Origin of the sequence: Raineyella antarctica (genome assembly GCF_900092135.1) — a bacterium.
Lineage (GTDB): Bacteria > Actinomycetota > Actinomycetes > Propionibacteriales > Propionibacteriaceae > Raineyella > Raineyella antarctica.
In genome coordinates, this window is sequence record NZ_FMYF01000004.1 from 245,801 (window position 1) to 261,127 (window position 15,327).

Annotated in this window: 12 protein-coding genes; 7 read left to right on the top strand and 5 right to left on the bottom strand. The window is 69.3% G+C overall.

What is annotated here, in order from left to right; genetic code table 11:
- Nucleotides 1-59 precede the first annotated feature (59 nt).
- From GA0111570_RS07960 to GA0111570_RS07970, 3 genes are all read left to right on the top strand, one after another.
- Nucleotides 60-1,130 (top strand): App1 family protein phosphatidate phosphatase, encoded by a 1,071-nt coding sequence (locus GA0111570_RS07960; RefSeq protein WP_092608927.1) that lies wholly within the window; start codon nt 60-62, stop codon nt 1,128-1,130.
- A gap of 95 nt (nt 1,131-1,225) precedes the next feature.
- Nucleotides 1,226-3,769 (top strand): DNA gyrase/topoisomerase IV subunit A, encoded by a 2,544-nt coding sequence (locus tag GA0111570_RS07965; protein ID WP_092608930.1) that lies wholly within the window; start codon nt 1,226-1,228, stop codon nt 3,767-3,769.
- Between the two features lie 10 nt (nt 3,770-3,779).
- Complete coding sequence (locus tag GA0111570_RS07970; protein WP_092608933.1) at nt 3,780-4,280, top strand: beta-class carbonic anhydrase; 501 nt, start codon at nt 3,780-3,782, stop codon at nt 4,278-4,280.
- A gap of 84 nt (nt 4,281-4,364) precedes the next feature.
- Here the strand turns inward: GA0111570_RS07970 and GA0111570_RS07975 are convergent, their stop codons facing one another.
- Nucleotides 4,365-6,386, bottom strand: a complete 2,022-nt coding sequence (locus GA0111570_RS07975) for a DNA gyrase/topoisomerase IV subunit B (protein ID WP_245703085.1) — start codon at nt 6,384-6,386, stop codon at nt 4,365-4,367.
- A 265-nt stretch (nt 6,387-6,651) separates the two neighbouring features.
- On the opposite strand from GA0111570_RS07975, the gene GA0111570_RS07980 reads away from it, so the two are divergent.
- From GA0111570_RS07980 to GA0111570_RS18265, 3 genes are all read left to right on the top strand, one after another.
- Nucleotides 6,652-6,855, top strand: coding sequence for a DUF7455 domain-containing protein (locus GA0111570_RS07980; RefSeq protein ID WP_092609256.1), 204 nt, complete (start codon nt 6,652-6,654; stop codon nt 6,853-6,855).
- A gap of 275 nt (nt 6,856-7,130) precedes the next feature.
- Nucleotides 7,131-7,430 carry a PRC-barrel domain-containing protein gene (locus tag GA0111570_RS07985; RefSeq protein ID WP_175557389.1) on the top strand — a complete coding sequence of 100 codons (300 nt, stop codon included), beginning with the start codon at nt 7,131-7,133 and terminating at the stop codon, nt 7,428-7,430.
- Between the two features lie 105 nt (nt 7,431-7,535).
- Nucleotides 7,536-7,658 carry a hypothetical protein gene (locus tag GA0111570_RS18265; protein WP_281245196.1) on the top strand — a complete coding sequence of 41 codons (123 nt, stop codon included), beginning with the start codon at nt 7,536-7,538 and terminating at the stop codon, nt 7,656-7,658.
- A gap of 95 nt (nt 7,659-7,753) precedes the next feature.
- Here the strand turns inward: GA0111570_RS18265 and GA0111570_RS07990 are convergent, their stop codons facing one another.
- From GA0111570_RS07990 to GA0111570_RS08005, 4 genes are all read right to left on the bottom strand, one after another.
- Nucleotides 7,754-9,211, bottom strand: a complete 1,458-nt coding sequence (locus GA0111570_RS07990; protein WP_092608942.1) for an alanine/glycine:cation symporter family protein — start codon at nt 9,209-9,211, stop codon at nt 7,754-7,756.
- A 273-nt stretch (nt 9,212-9,484) separates the two neighbouring features.
- Nucleotides 9,485-10,909, bottom strand: a complete 1,425-nt coding sequence (locus GA0111570_RS07995; protein WP_245703071.1) for an RNA polymerase sigma factor — start codon at nt 10,907-10,909, stop codon at nt 9,485-9,487.
- 94 nt (nt 10,910-11,003) lie between these two features.
- Nucleotides 11,004-11,369 carry a universal stress protein gene (locus GA0111570_RS08000; RefSeq protein WP_175557390.1) on the bottom strand — a complete coding sequence of 122 codons (366 nt, stop codon included), beginning with the start codon at nt 11,367-11,369 and terminating at the stop codon, nt 11,004-11,006.
- Nucleotides 11,370-11,421: 52 nt separating this feature from the next.
- Entirely contained in the window at nt 11,422-12,915 is a 1,494-nt protein-coding gene (locus GA0111570_RS08005; protein WP_092608951.1) for a glutamate-cysteine ligase family protein, read from the bottom strand.
- 104 nt (nt 12,916-13,019) lie between these two features.
- Here GA0111570_RS08005 and GA0111570_RS08010 point away from each other — a divergent pair, with 104 nt between their 5' ends.
- On the top strand, nt 13,020-15,299 hold the full coding sequence (locus tag GA0111570_RS08010; RefSeq protein ID WP_092608954.1) for a S9 family peptidase: 2,280 nt from the start codon (nt 13,020-13,022) through the stop codon (nt 15,297-15,299).
- Nucleotides 15,300-15,327: the final 28 nt, after the last annotated feature.

The window sequence follows — 15,327 nt, forward strand, 5'->3', positions numbered from 1 at the left end:
GTCCCCCGGGGCGGGTGGGACCCGTAGCGAGGCCCTCGCGGGTGTGTAGTGTCAGGACCATGTCGCGACCGTTCTTCGCCGCTCGCCTCGAGGAGGCGACCAATCGCAGGCTGGAGCGCCTCCTCCGCCGGATGGGCTGGAAGGAGCGCGTGGTCGCCTTCACCGGCTACGGCGATCCCACCTTCGTACGGGTGATGGCACGGTTGATCCTGGTGCCGGACCGCTCCACCGCCGGTGTGCTCAGCCGCGAACTGCTCAAGCGCCGGGGCTGGCGCAACTTCATGGCCCAGCCGGTGGTGCGCGGCACCATCGTGGTGCACACCACCCACGGGCCGGTCGAGGTGCCCACCGACCGCTCCGGCTACATCGACGTACGACTGGAGAACCGGGGGCTGAAGCCCGGCTGGCAGCGGCTGACCTACTCCACCATCGATGGCCGGACGACCGAGGGAGAGATCCAGATCGTCCGCTCCGACGAGGAGTTCGGCATCATCTCCGACATCGACGACACGATCATCACCACCATGCTGCCGCGCCTGTTCCTCGCCGCCTGGAACTCCTTCGTCGTGCACGAGTCGGCCCGGCAGGCCGTCCCCGGCATGGCCCAGCTCTACCACGACCTGCTCGTGGACCACCCGGGGGCACCGCTGGTCTTCGTCTCCACAGGTGCCTGGAACACCCAGCCGACGCTGACCCGCTTCCTGCACAGCCGGCACTTCCCGCTGGGCTCGATGCTGCTCACAGACTGGGGCCCCACGAACGTCGGCTGGTTCCGGTCCGGGCGCGAGCACAAGGAGCGGGAGGTGCGCCAGCTGGCCGAGGACTTCCCGAACATCCGCTGGGTGGTGTTCGGCGATGACGGCCAGCACGACCCGACCATCTACAGCGAGTTCAGCCGCGATGCCCCCGGTCGGGTGCGGGCCGTCGCGATCCGGCACCTGTCCATCGCCGAGCAGGTCCTGGCCCACGGCACCCCCGACACGTTGGAGGCCCGACAGCTGGACCGTGAGCACTCGGTCCCGTGGGTGACCGGCGACGACGGCTGGGAGCTGCGTGGCAAGCTTGGTCCGGTCCTGGCGGAGCTCGCCCCCACGAACCTCGACCCGGCCGGTCCGGGCGACACGCCGTGACCACCGATCCGTCCAAAAGGACGATTCGGGGGCGACAATGCGCCTGTCGCGCGGTTCAGCGCCGCGGAGGCTTGACGACCTAGGAGAGGACCACGATGGCTCGCAGGAGCACCCCCGTCATCGATGACGAGTTCGAGGAACACGTCATCGACGTCGATGTCTCCGACGAGATGCAGTCGTCCTTCCTGGAGTACGCCTACTCCGTCATCTACGCCCGGGCCCTCCCCGATGCCCGCGACGGGCTGAAGCCGGTCCAGCGGCGCATCCTCTACTCGATGAACGAGATGGGACTGCGCCCCGACCGCGCCCACGTGAAGTGCGCGCGCGTCGTCGGCGAGGTGATGGGCAAGTACCACCCGCACGGTGACACCGCGATCTACGACACCCTGGTCCGGCTGGGCCAGCCGTGGGCGATGCGGCTGCCGATGATCGACTCGCACGGCAACTTCGGTTCCCTCGATGCCGGCCCCGCGGCCATGCGGTACACCGAGGCCCGGATGGCCCCTGTCGCGCTGGCGATGACCGAGGGCATGGACCTCGACACTGTCGACTTCCGCCCCAACTACGACGGGCACGAGACCGAGCCGGCGGTGATGCCGGCCTCCTTCCCCAACCTGCTGGTCAACGGCTCCACCGGTATCGCCGTCGGCATGGCCACCAACATCCCGCCGCACAACCTGATCGAGGTGGTGCACGCGCTGCGGCACCTGCTCGCGCACCCGGACGCGGACCTGGACGCGATCATGCGGTTCATCCCCGGGCCCGACTTCCCCACCGGCGGCACGATCGTCGGCCTGGACGGGATCCGCGAGGCGTACGAGACCGGGCGCGGCAGCCTCAAGGTCCGTGCCAAGGCACGGATCGAGCAGGTGACCGCCCGCAAGAAGGGCATCGTGGTCACCGAGCTGCCCTACATGATCGGGCCCGAGAAGATCATCGAGCAGATCAAGGTGCTGGTGCAGGGCAAGAAGCTGCAGGGCATCTCCGACGTCAAGGACCTCTCCGACCTGCAGCACCCCACCCGCCTGGTGGTCGAGGTCAAGAATGGGTTCAATCCCGAGGCTCTCCTGGAGCAGCTCTACAAGAAGACCAAGCTGGAGGACTCCTTCGGTATCAACACCGTCGCCCTGGTCGACGGCCAGCCCCGTACGCTCAGCCTGATCGAGGCGCTGCAGGTCTACCTCGAGCACCGGCTCGAGGTCACCCTGCGCAGGGCCCTGTTCCAGCGGGCCAAGGCCGAGGACCGGCTGCACCTGGTCGAAGGACTGCTGCTCGCCATCCTCGACATCGACGACGTGATCGCGATCATCCGCCAGGCCGACGATGCCGCAGCCGCCCGGGCCCGCTTGATGGAGGCATTCGAGCTCAGCGAGGTGCAGGCGAACTACATCCTCGACATGCAGCTGCGACGGCTGACCAAGTTCTCCCGGATCGAGCTGGAGGGCGAGCGCGACGAACTCGCCGCGCGGATCGCGGAACTGACCGAGCTGATCGACTCCGAGGAGCGACGCCGCGAAGAGGTCGGCAACGACCTCCTCGCGGTTGCCAAGCAGTACGGGGACGCGCGCCGGACCGTGCTGCTCTCCGCCGCCGGCGTCTCCGCGGCGGCCACCTCCACCCCGCTCGAGGTCGCCGACGACCCCTGCTGGGTGGTCGCCTCCGCGACCGGCCTGCTGGCCCGGACCACCGACGACAGCCCGCTGCCCGCCGACGGCCCCCGGACCCACCACGACGTCATCGCCGCGATCGTCCGTACCTCGGCACGCTCCGAGGTCGGCGTGGTGACCTCGACAGGCCGACTGCTCAAGCTGCCGGCCCTGGACCTGCCGACACTGCCCCGCACCGCCGCGGCCCCCGACCTGCAGGGCGGCTCACGCCTGTCGGAGCTGCTGGCGCTCCAGCCCGGTGAGGAGTTCCGCGCCCTGGTACCGCTGCGCGCCGACTCCCCCGGCCTCGCCGTCGGCACCCGGCAGGGAGTCGTGAAGGTCATCAGGCCCGAGATCCTCGGCAAGCCCGAGTGGGAGATCATCCGGCTGGAGGCGGGCGACGAGGTCGCGGGTGCCGTCTGGCTCGACGGTGCCGCCGATTCCTCGCTGTGCTTCATCACCTCCGATGCCCAGCTGCTGCACTTCCCCGTCAGCTCCGTCCGGGCCCAGGGCCGGACCGGCGGTGGGATCGCCGGGATCAAGCTCTCCGCCGGCGCCCGGGTGATCTGGTTCGGGGCCGTTCCGCGCGACGACTCGGTCGTGGTCACGGTCGCGGCCGCCGGTGATTCCCTGGGCGTGGATGCCGGGACGGTGAAGGTCGCCCGCTTCGAGGAGTTCCCGCCCAAGGGCCGCGCCACGATGGGCGTACGCTGCCACCGCTTCCTGCGCGGAGAGACGGCCCTGCAGCAGGCCTGGGCCGGCCCGGCACCGGCGATCGCCTGTGCCGCCTCCGGCTCGCCGATCGACCTGCCCCCGGCCGACGGCAAGCGGGACGGATCAGGCGTGCCCGTCGCCCAACCCATCCTTGCGATCGGGACCAGGACGTTCGCCCTCACCGACGACGCCCCGGCGACCGGGTCCGCCGCGGACGACTTCAGCGGTGAGCAGGAATCGCTTCTGGAAGGCGACGGCTCGAGCGCCGACACGGAGTAGCCTCTCGGCCATGCGCGAAGACTTCTCCGACCTGCTCGCAAGCAACGAGCGCTATGCAGCCAGCTTCACCGACAGCAACTTCGACGGTATCGCCAAGGCGGGGGTGCTGGTAGTCACCTGTATGGACTCCCGGATCAAGCCGCTGGAGATGATCGGCCTGAAACTGGGAGACGCCAAGATCCTGCGGACTCCCGGCGGCCGGATCACCCCCGATGCCCTGATCGGCTGCATCCTCGGGGTGCACCTGCTGAACGTGGACCGGATCATGGTCGTCCCGCACAGCCGCTGTGCCGTCGGGTCGGGCGATGACAAGTTCATCGCCGACAAGGTCCGCGAAGCCACCGGCGCCGACATCTCGGGCATGGTGCTGGGCACCACTCCGGACCAGGAGGCCGGGCTCCGCTACGACGTGGAACTGCTGCGCACGCATCCGCTGCTGGCCGGGCACGACGTGCTGGTCGGCGGGTTCTACTACGACGTCGACTCCGGCAAGCTGATCCAGCACCACTGATCCAGCCGCCCTGCCCCCGTCCCGACTCCCTCCCCACGGCCCGTCGACCCCTCGGTCGACGGGCCGTCGGCCGCCCGGGGTCGATCAGATGTCGATGTGCTCCTGGTCCAGCCGGTAGGCGCCGTCGATGATGAACTCCTTGCGCGGGGCGACCTCGGTGCCCATCAGCATCTCGAAGACGCCCTCGGCGCCCTCCGCATCGTCGAGGGTGAGCCGGCGCAGCGTACGGTGCCGGGGGTCCATGGTGGTCTCCATCAGCTGGTCGGCATCCATCTCGCCCAGGCCCTTGTAGCGCTGCGGCTCCTTGAACCGGATCCCCTTCTTGGTGAACTCGGCCAGCTTGCGCTCGTACTCGGCGTCCGAGTACGTGTACACGTACTTCTCCTGGCCCTTCTTCGGGTTGATCAGCTCGAAGCGGTGCAACGGCGGCACCGCGCTGTACACGTGGCCGTGCTCGATCATCGGCCGCATGTAGCGGAAGAAGAGCGTGGCCAGCAGCGTACGGATGTGGGCGCCGTCCGAGTCGGCGTCGGCCATGAAGATGACCTTGCCGTAGCGGATCCCGTCGACGTCGAAGGACCGTCCCGAGCCGGCGCCGACGACCTGGATGATCGAGGCGCACTCGAGGTTCTTCAGCATGTCGGTGATCGAGGCCTTCTGCACGTTCAGGATCTTGCCGCGGATCGGCAGCAGCGCCTGGTACTCGGCGTTCCGCGCCCGCTGGGCGGTGCCGAGCGCCGAGTCGCCCTCGACGATGAACAGTTCGCACTTGTCGACGTCGGTGCTGCGGCAGTCCTTCAGCTTCGCCGGCAGGGTCGAGGACTCCAGCGCGTTCTTGCGGCGCTGCGCCTCCTTGTGGATCCGTGCCTGGACCCGGGTACGCGAGGCCGCGACGATCTTCTCCAGCACGGTCCGGGAGGCCTGCTTGTCATCGCGCCGCGGGGAGGAGAAGTACTTGCCCAGCTCGGACTCGACGACCCGGGTGACGATCCGGCTGACGGCCGGGGTGCCGAGCACCTCCTTGGTCTGGCCCTCGAACTGCGGCTCGGCCAGCCGGACGGTGACGACGGTGGTGAGGCCCTCGAGGATGTCCTCCTTGGAGACCTCCTCCCCGCTCTTCAGCAGGCGGGTGCCCTCCAGCGCCTTGCCGACTGCCCGGACCAGGCCGCGGTCGTAGCCCTGGACGTGGGTGCCACCGGAGGGGGTGGCGATGATGTTGACGAAGGACTTCGTCAACGTGTCGTAGCCGGTGCCCCAGCGCAGCGCGATGTCGACGCCCAGGTCGCGGGTCACGTCGGCCGGGGCCATGTGCCCCTTCTCGTCCAGGACCGGCACCGTCTCCTCGAAGGTGTCATGGCCCTGCAGGCGGATCACGTCGGTCAGCGGCTGGTCCTGGGCGAGGTACTCGCAGAACTCCGAGATACCGCCCTCGTGCAGGAACACCTCGGTGGACGGCTCCTCGCCGCGCTCGTCGGTGACCTCGATCTTCAGTCCTGGCACCAGGAAGCTGGTCTGCCGGGCCCTGTTGTGCAGGTCGGCCAGGGAGAGCTTGGCGTCCTTCAGGAAGATGTGGCGGTCGGGCCAGTAGCGGATCCTGGTGCCGGTGGTGCCCTTCGGGACCCGGCCGGACTTGACCAGGCCGCCGCCGGGGGTGAACGGGGCGTCCGGGCCATCGCCGGCGAACGTGCCAGGGATACCGCTCTGGAAGGACATCGTCCAGCGGGCGCCGTTGCGGGCCACCTCGACGTCCAGCCGGGTGGACAGGGCGTTCACCACCGAGGCACCGACGCCGTGCAGGCCACCGGAGGCCCCGTACGACCCGGAGCCGAACTTGCCGCCGGCGTGCAGCTTGGTCAGCACCACTTCCACGCCGCTGAGGCCGGTGCGCGGCTCGGTGTCGACCGGGATGCCGCGGGCATGGTCGGTGACCGTGATCGAGCCGTCGTGGCCGAGCACGACCTCGATGCTCTCGCCGAATCCACCCAGGGCCTCGTCCACGGCGTTGTCGATGATCTCCCAGAGGCAGTGCATCAGCCCCTTGGTGTCGGTCGATCCGATGTACATGGCCGGACGCTTGCGCACCGCCTCCAAGCCCTCCAGCACCATCAGGCTGCGGGCATCGTACGTACGGGGTTCGTCGGGGCGGCTGGTGGACGGCACCAGCCGAGCCTACCCGCGTCGGCCCACCAGTTCGGCGGGCGACATGCCTGCGGGCACCCAGGGATGACCCTTGTCCGGCAAGAAGGTACTGGACGTCTTGGCGTGCCGCGGTAGGCTCACAGGGAACAAGGACACGATCGCATGCGTTGCACCAGTGTTCGAGTTCCCCGCCACGAGGCACCGGCCCCAGGTCGGAGAAAGTGAGGCCACCATGAGCACGACGACCACCGCGGTCCAGGAGACCCCGCTGACCGCCGCCGATCGTTGTGATCGCTGCGGCTCCAAGGCCTACCTCCGGGTAACGCTGGCCAGCGGCGGAGAACTCCTCTTCTGCGCCCACCATGCCAAGGAGCACGCCGAGGCGCTGGCCAAGGTTGCTGCAAGGATCCAGGACGAGACGCACCTGCTGTCCTGAGATTCCCCTCCCGTACCAACAATGACGGACTCCCCGTCGCCCACCGGGCGGCGGGGAGTCCGTCGTCGTTGGGGCGCCTACGGGGCCGAGGCAGTCGGACCAACTGTCGCACGGGTGAATTCTTTCAGGCCCGGCGCGACCGTTACACCCCCCTCAGGGTGTGTAACGAAATGATAACGGTACGTACCTTGGAGATGTGGCCCGGTGTCATGCAAGGACGACATCGGCCCGACCGAGGACCTGAAGGTTCACACCCACTGCGAAGGGAACCACTCATGTTCGACGAGACCACCATCAACCAGCTCCGCGGCTCGACCATGGTCGACCAGGACGGCGACAAGGTCGGCCGCGTGGAGCAGGTCTACCTCGACGACGCGACCGGGCAGCCGACCTGGGTCACCGTCGCCACCGGTCTCTTCGGGACCCGCGAGACGTTCGTCCCGCTGGACCGGACCGCTTGGGAGGGCGACGCGCTCCGTGTCCCGTTCCAGAAGGGATTCATCAAGGACGCGCCCAACATGGAGGCCAATGGCCACCTGGATCCGTCCGAGGAGGACCAGCTCTACCGCTATTAGGGCATCAAGGGTTCCGATGGCGGCGACCTGACCAGCCGCGACGTCCGCGACACCGACGCCACGTCCGCCGCCCAGGAGCCCACGCTCCCCCAGGAGCGCGTTGACGTGGGCGACGAGCTTCGTGGCACCGGTCGGGCACGACTGCGCCGGTACGATCGGACCGGCGACGAGCGGTACTCCACCGACGCGCCCCGCGACGACGTCGACCCCGGCGGATTCCGCCGCTGACACCAGCCATGTCGGCGCAGAGCCAGGAAGAGAGGAGGGCGGACCCGTACGGGTCCGCCCTCCTCCTGCTGCGACGCACCGCCGGCCATCGGCCCTCAGGAGACTCGAACTTCCTCGACCGGGCGGTCCCAGGCGTCGGAGATCTTGGTGAGGTCCAGCCGGGGCAACTGGGCCGGGTCGAACTTCGGCGACTCACCGCTGGCGCGCTGCGTTTCGTAGTCGCGTAGCGCCAGGATCACCCACCTGCCGAGCAACAGCAGGGCTGCCAGGTTCACCACGGTGATCAGAGCCATGGCGGTGTCCATGAGCGCCCACACGGTGGTCAGCGCAAGCACCGCACCGATTCCGGTCGTGAGCACGACCACGACGCGGAGGACCCAGTAGCTCCACCGGGGCGCCCTCAGGAAGCCCATGTTTACCTCGGCGTACGCGTAGGCACCGAGGATGGACGAGAAGCCGAAGAAGAAGATGATGATCGTCATCGGCCAGGCCATCCAGCCACCCAGGCTGAAGAGCACGGCATCGGTGGTGAGCGTGCCCGCGGCCGTGGGCGTGGTGACCCCGGGCACGTAGTTCCCGGCACCGGAGGCGAAGATGATGAAGGCGGTCATCGTGCAGATGAAGAACGTGTCGAAGAAGACGCCGAACGACTGGATCAGGCCCTGCTGCACAGGGTGGCGGACGGTGGCGGTGGCCGCCGCATTCGGGTTGGTGCCCATACCCGCCTCGTTGGAGAACAGCCCGCGGCGGACGCCGTTGAGGATGGTCGCCCAGACGCCGCCGGCGACGCCGGCCAGCCCCTCGCGGACGCCGAAGGCACCGGCGAAGATGTCGCCCAGGAAGCCGGGCACCGATCCGACGTTGAGCAGCACGATCGCGATCCCGGCCACCAGGTAGACCAGGGCCATCAGCGGGGTGAGCCACTCGGCGACCCGCGCGACGCCCCGTACGCCACCCATCACCACGACCCCGGTCAGCGCCGCCAGCACGATCGCCATCGTCCAGGCGGGGACGCCGTGCGAGCCCTGGGCCACGCTGGAGATGGCGTTGGCCTGGACCATCGGCATCGCGATGACCATGGAGAAGATGAGGAGCACGGCGAAGACGCCCCCAAAGGTGCGCGAGCCGGTTCCCCGGGCGATGTAGAAGGCCGGTCCGCCGCGGAACGTGCCGTCCCCCGCCCGTTCCTTGAAGATCTGGGCCAGGGTCGCCTCGGCGAACGCCGTGGCCATGCCGACCAGCGAGACCAGCCACATCCAGAACACGGCGCCCGGGCCGCCGAGGATGACGGCCAGCGCCACGCCGGTGATGTTGCCGATGCCGATCCTGGTCGCCATGCCGATGGCGAAGGCCTGGAACGAGGAGATGCCCCCCTCACCGCCTTCGCGGGAATGACCGATGTAGCGCAGCATCTGGCCGAACAGCCGGAACTGCACCGCACGGGTCCGGACGGTCATGACCACACCGACCAGGACCAGCAGACCGATCACCACCCACAGGTAGAGCCAATCGTTGATCCCACCGAGTCGCTGGGTGAATCCGGCAAGCATCATTCTCCTCGTTGTACCAAGACAAGCATCATTGCGGCCCCATCATTCCACCCGCGCCGGCTGACCGATCAGTACGCCCCAGCGACGGGATGGCCACGGCACCACCGACAGACGGCGTCACCGACAGACGGCATCACCGACAGACGGCATCACCGACAGACGGGGCCGAGGCGAACCGGGAGGGCGCTCCCCCTTCGCGCACCCAGAGCCCCCACAGCGCACGAGGGCCCCTCCGGATGGAGGGGCCCTCGTCCTCGGCGGTAGGCCGCCGGGATGTCAGTCCAGGTAGTCGCGCAGCACCTGCGAACGCGACGGGTGGCGCAGCTTCGACATCGTCTTCGACTCGATCTGGCGGATCCGCTCACGGGTCACGCCGTAGACCTTGCCGATCTCGTCCAGCGTCTTCGGCTGGCCGTCGGTCAGGCCGAAGCGCATCGAGACCACGCCGGCCTCGCGCTCCGAGAGGGTGTCGAGCACGTCGTGCAACTGCTCCTGCAGCAGCGTGAAGCTGACCGCATCGGCCGGCACGACCGCTTCGGAGTCCTCGATCAGGTCACCGAACTCCGAGTCGCCGTCCTCGCCCAGCGGCGTGTGCAGCGAGATCGGCTCACGACCGTACTTCTGGACCTCGATGACCTTCTCGGGGGTCATGTCGAGTTCCTTGGCCAGCTCCTCCGGCGTGGGCTCCCGACCCAGGTCCTGCAGCATCTGGCGCTGGACGCGGGCGAGCTTGTTGATCACCTCGACCATGTGCACCGGGATACGGATCGTACGAGCCTGGTCGGCCATCGCCCGGGTGATGGCCTGCTTGATCCACCAGGTCGCGTACGTGGAGAACTTGTAGCCCTTGGTGTAGTCGAACTTCTCGACCGCACGGATCAGGCCCAGGTTGCCCTCCTGGATCAGGTCCAGGAACAGCATGCCGCGACCGGTGTAGCGCTTGGCCAGCGAGACGACCAGGCGCAGGTTGGCCTCCAGCAGGTGGTTCTTGGCGTTGTGGCCGTCGTTGGCGATCCACTCGTAGTCGTCGAAGTCGTTCTGGGCGAGCTTGCCCTTGCCCTCGCCCAGCTTCTCCTCGGCGAACAGGCCGGCCTCGATGCGCTTGGCGAGCTCGACCTCCTGGGCCGCGTTCAGCAGCGCAACCTTGCCGATCTGCTTGAGGTAGTCCTTGACCGGGTCGGCGGTCGCACCGGCGACGGTCACCTGGACCTCGGGCTCGTCCGAGTCGTCGGACTCGTCGAGGCTGAAGCCCTCCTCCTCGGTGATCTTCTTCTCTTCGACCTCGGCCTCTTCGACCTTGAATTCCTTGTCGTCGACCTCGTCGAGGTGGCGGCCCTTCTTGCCGCCGCCGACGGTGAGGACGACGTCGTCGCCGTCGAGCTTGGCCTCGATGGTCGCCTCGGCGACCGGGGCCGTCGTCTTGGGGGCGGACGCGCGCTTGGCGGTCGTGGCCTTCTTGGCCGGGGTCTTCTTGGCCGGGGCCTTCTTGGTCGCCGCACCCTGGGGCGAGCCGGTCCCGCTCGTCGCCTTGGTGGCGGACTTACGGGCCACAGTCTTCTTCGCGGTGGCCGGCACACCTCCCAGAGTGTGGTCGGAGGAGCTTTCCTCAGCAGCTGATGACACAGACAACCTCTCTGCTCGGTGTCGCGATAACACGGGCGCGCAGAACCAGAGCGGCCGCTGCGCAGACCTGCAGGCCATTGTGACACGCGGGGCCAAACACGGCCTAATGCGGGTCTCCCCTGCGCGCCCTGGTCCGGCCCTGCTCGGGGCTCTCAGGCCGTCGCCGGAACGGTCAGGCGCACTTGACGGTGACCACCGGGCAGCTGGCTTCCAGCAGCACCCGCTCGGCGGTCTGTCCCAGGGACAGTCGCCCTTCAGCCGTTCGCCGGCGCAGCCCGATCACGATGGCCGGATCGCCCCACACCTCGCCCTCCGGCGGCACCGCTGCCTGGAGAACGCGGCTGGCCAGGTCCGACTCGGGCTCGCAGTACTCCCACTCCCAGGTGACCTCGGAGAGGCGCTCCTCGATCTCCGGGGGAACGGCTGGTTCACGACTCACCACGTGCAGCACTGAGCCGCTCCGGCGAACACGTTCGATGGCGAACGTGAGGGCTGCGCGACTTTCAGCGGACGAGGAGTAGGCCACCACGGTGCACACGCTCGACGATCCTCCAGATTCCTGTGCGGCGGCCTGAAGGACGCCGATTCGATCACTGGGACGACGATGGCCACTCGTGGACGGGGGTGTTCGACCGCATCAGGTCGATATACGTGGACAGCATAGACCCCAGGGCGGCCCGACGGTCCAGTCCGTCCGCCTCCCGGGCCGCGACCTCCTGCACCTGCCAGGTCGAGCCGTTGCGCCCGAGCAGGCAGCGTTGCTCGACGATCCCGAGCAGCCGGTCGACGTCCGCCCCGTCCACCCCGCGATCCGCCAGCCCGGCCGCCGCCAGCGGCAGCAGCGTACGAACGACCAGCTCGTGGCCCGGTACCTGGCCGACGCCCGGCCAGTACTGCTCCGCGGCGATCCCGCCCCTGACTGCCGCGCGGAAGTTGTCCTCCGCGGCATGGAACGACATCCGGGACCAGATCGGCGTCGCCTCTCGCGAGAGGGCATGGACCAGCCCGGTGTAGAAGGCCACGTTGGCCATGGTGTCGATGACCGTGGGACCGCCGGGCAGCACCCGGTTCTCGATCCTCAGGTGCGGGCGCCCGTCCGGGGCGGAGTAGATCGGTCGGTTCCAGCGGTAGATCGTGCCGTTGTGCAGGTTCAGCTCGGCCAGCTGCGGTGCCCGGCCCCGCTCCATCTCCGCTTCGGGGTCCTCCGCGCCGGTGATCGGCAGCAGCGCCGGGAAGTACCGGGCGTTCTCGGCGAACAGGTCGAAGATGGAGTTCACCCAGCGCTCGCCGAACCAGACCCGGGGCCGTACGCCCTGGGCCACCAGCTCGGCGCTGCGGGTGTCGGTGCTCTGCTCGAACAGCGGCACCCGTGTCTCCGCGACCAGGTGCCGGCCGAACAGGAACGGCGAGTTGGCGCCGACGACGATCTGCGCGCCGGCGATGGCCTGGGCCGCGTTCCAGTACGAGGCGAACTCATCGGGGCTGACCTGCAGGTGCACCTGGGTGGAGGTGCAGGCGGCCTCCGGCATGATCGAGTCGGACTCGATCACCAGGTTCTCCTCCCCGCGGATCTCTATCAGCAGGTTCTCCTGGCGCGACTCCAGGATCTGGTCGTTGAGCAGCAGGTAGCGGCCGCCCTCCGAGATGTTCGCGATGTCCAGGTGCCGCGGTTCCAGGGTCGGCAGCGTGCCGATCATCACCACGGCCGGCGGTGCCGAGAGCCCGGAGTCGTCGATGCGCTGCTGCGCACGATGCAGGCTGCCGCTGACCGACTCCTCGAAACCGGTCAGGCCGTCCTCGTCCAGCGGCCGGGGATCGACGTTCAGCTCGATGTTGAACCGTCCCAGTTCGGTCGTGAAGTCGGGATCGTCGATCGCCTCCAGGACCTGCGAGTTCAGCATTGCCGGGCGCATCCTGGCGTCGACGAGGTTCAGCTCCACCTCCAGCCCGACCAGCTGGGGCTCGGTGACGAAGTCCACCTCCTCCAGGAGTCGGCCCAGCACGGCGACGTCGCGCTGGACCTTGCGCCGGTAGCGACTGCGATCGCGGCGGTCGAACGTGCGGATCTCGACTTGTGCACCCATGGCACCATCATTCTGGCCCGGGGGCCGGCGCGCAAAGATCCGGCCGTTCCGGCCTGTCCGGATGATCGACGGGCGACCTCGGCCGGCGGCCCTAGGCTGGGGGCGTGTCCGACTCCGCACAGACCCGCCCGCTCGGAGCGCCCCGCGCCCGGCGCCTCCCCCGAACCCGCTCCCACCACGGCCGGACGTTCGACGACCCGTACGAGTGGCTGCGCGACGACGACCCGGCGGTGCTCGGCCACCTGCAGGCGGAGAACGACTGGTTCGATGCCGCCACGGCCGGCCAGGAGGGGCTGCGCGCATCGCTGGTGGCCGACATCTCGGCCCGTACCCAGCAGACCGACCTGAGCGTGCCGGTCCGGGTGGTCCACGACGGCCCGGACGGGCCGCTGGCCTACTGGTACTACGGGCGGACGATCGAGGGCCAGAACTACCCGGTCCAGGTCCGGCTGCGCACCACTGCCGGCCCCGACGAGCTGCCACCGCGACCGACCGACGCGCCGGCGGACGAAGAAGTGCTGCTCGACATGAACCAGGCCGCCCAGGGCCATGACTTCTTCCAGGTCGGGCTGCTCCAGCCCTCCCCCGACGGCCACCTGCTGGCCTGGTCCGAGGACACCACCGGCGACGAGCGCTTCACCGTGCACTTCCGCGACCTGGCCACCGGCGCCGACCTGCCGGACCTGGTCGAGGATGTCGCCTGGGGCGGTGTGTGGGCAGGGAACGACACGTTCGTGGTCTCCCGCTGCGACGACGCCTGGCGACCGTTCCAGGTCCTCGCCCACCGCCTCGGGACCCCGACGCCGCAGGACCGGGTCGTCCTCACCGAGACCGACGAGAGGTTCTGGCTCGGGGTGGACTCCTCGCGGGATCGGCGCTGGGTGGTCATCGGCGCGGCGAGCAAGGACAGCTCCGAGTACGCACTTCTGCCCGCGGACCGTCCGGACAGCCCCCCGCGAGTGGTCACGCCCCGCTCCCCCGGGATCGACTACGACGTCGAGGTCGGTCCCGATCGGCTGTGGATCACCCACAACGCCACCCTTGGCGGGGAGGCCGCCGTCGACTTCGCCGTCGCCACCGCCCCCCTGGAAGCCACCGGGATCGCCGACTGGACCCCGGTACTGCGCCCGTCCCTGGGCGTACGGGTCCTCGGGGTCGATGCCTACGCGACCCACCAAGTCATCTCCGTGCGGCACGGCGGGCAGTTGGACGCGTACGTGGTGGGCGCCGATGCATGGTCCGTGACCGGCAGCGCACCGGCCGCGGACCAGGTCCCGGGTCGGTCGCTCGCCTCGGTCATCGCCGGCGACGAACCGGGCGCGATCGTGCCGGAGCGGGTCCTGACGGTGCAGGCAGTCTCGCTGCCCGAGCTCGACTGCACCCGGGTCCGGGCCATCTACACCTCGATGCTGGACCCGCAGACGGTGGTCGAGTGCGACCTGGACGCCACCGGCGCCCTGGCGGTCGCCCCGGCCCACGTGCTGCGCCGTACGCCGGTCCTGGACCATCCCGAGCACGGACCGTACGACCCGGCCGAGTACGTGCAGCAGCGTCTCTGGGCGACCGCCGAGGACGGCACCCAGGTGCCGCTGTCGGTGGTTCACCGCCGCGACGTGCCGCTGGACGGGTCCGCCCCGGCCCTGTTGTACGGCTACGGGGCCTACGAGGTCAGCATCGATGCCGAGTTCAGCATCTCCCGGCTGTCGCTGCTCGACCGCGGCTTCGTGGTGGCGCTGGCCCACGTACGGGGCGGGGGCGAGCTGGGCCGGTCCTGGTACGAGCAGGGCCGGCTGATGCACAAGCGCAACACCTTCACCGACTTCATCGCCTGCGCGCACCGGCTCGTGGGGGCCGGCTTCACCTCCCCCCACCGGCTGGTGGCCGAGGGTGGCAGCGCCGGTGGGCTGCTGATGGGGGCCGTGGCGAACCTCGCCCCGGAGTCCTTCGCGGGGATCCTGGCCGAGGTGCCGTTCGTCGATCCCCTGACGACGATCCTGATGCCCGAGCTGCCGCTGACCGTCACCGAGTGGGAGGAGTGGGGCGACCCGCTCACCGATCCGGCGGTCTACGACTACATGGCCGGCTACTCTCCGTACGAGAACGTCCGGGCCCAGGCCTATCCGAGGATCCTGGCCACCAGCGGCCTGCACGACACCCGCGTCTCGTACGTGGAGCCGGCCAAGTGGGTGGCCGCCCTGCGCCACCTCGCCACCAACGACGACGCCGACATCCTGCTGCGGGTCGAGATGGAGGCCGGGCACGGCGGGGTCAGCGGTCGCTACGCCGCGTGGGCGGAGCGGGCCCGCGAGCTGGCCTGGGTGATCACCGTCGTGGGTGCCGCGGGGGTGGACGCGGAGGCGGCGACCGGGGCGTCGGGCGCCTGAGGGAGGCGGGTGCGCGGCGGTCGTACGT

Coding starts and splice junctions, on each gene's coding strand:
- GA0111570_RS07980 (WP_092609256.1), top strand. CDS start 6,652: ATGAGCACGACGACCACCGCGGTCCAGGAGACCCCGCTGACCGCCGCC.
- GA0111570_RS07995 (WP_245703071.1), bottom strand. CDS start 10,909: ATGGCCTGCAGGTCTGCGCAGCGGCCGCTCTGGTTCTGCGCGCCCGTG.
- GA0111570_RS07965 (WP_092608930.1), top strand. CDS start 1,226: ATGGCTCGCAGGAGCACCCCCGTCATCGATGACGAGTTCGAGGAACAC.
- GA0111570_RS07960 (WP_092608927.1), top strand. CDS start 60: ATGTCGCGACCGTTCTTCGCCGCTCGCCTCGAGGAGGCGACCAATCGC.
- GA0111570_RS08005 (WP_092608951.1), bottom strand. CDS start 12,915: ATGGGTGCACAAGTCGAGATCCGCACGTTCGACCGCCGCGATCGCAGT.
- GA0111570_RS07990 (WP_092608942.1), bottom strand. CDS start 9,211: ATGATGCTTGCCGGATTCACCCAGCGACTCGGTGGGATCAACGATTGG.
- GA0111570_RS07985 (WP_175557389.1), top strand. CDS start 7,131: ATGTTCGACGAGACCACCATCAACCAGCTCCGCGGCTCGACCATGGTC.
- GA0111570_RS07975 (WP_245703085.1), bottom strand. CDS start 6,386: ATGGTGCTGGAGGGCTTGGAGGCGGTGCGCAAGCGTCCGGCCATGTAC.
- GA0111570_RS07970 (WP_092608933.1), top strand. CDS start 3,780: ATGCGCGAAGACTTCTCCGACCTGCTCGCAAGCAACGAGCGCTATGCA.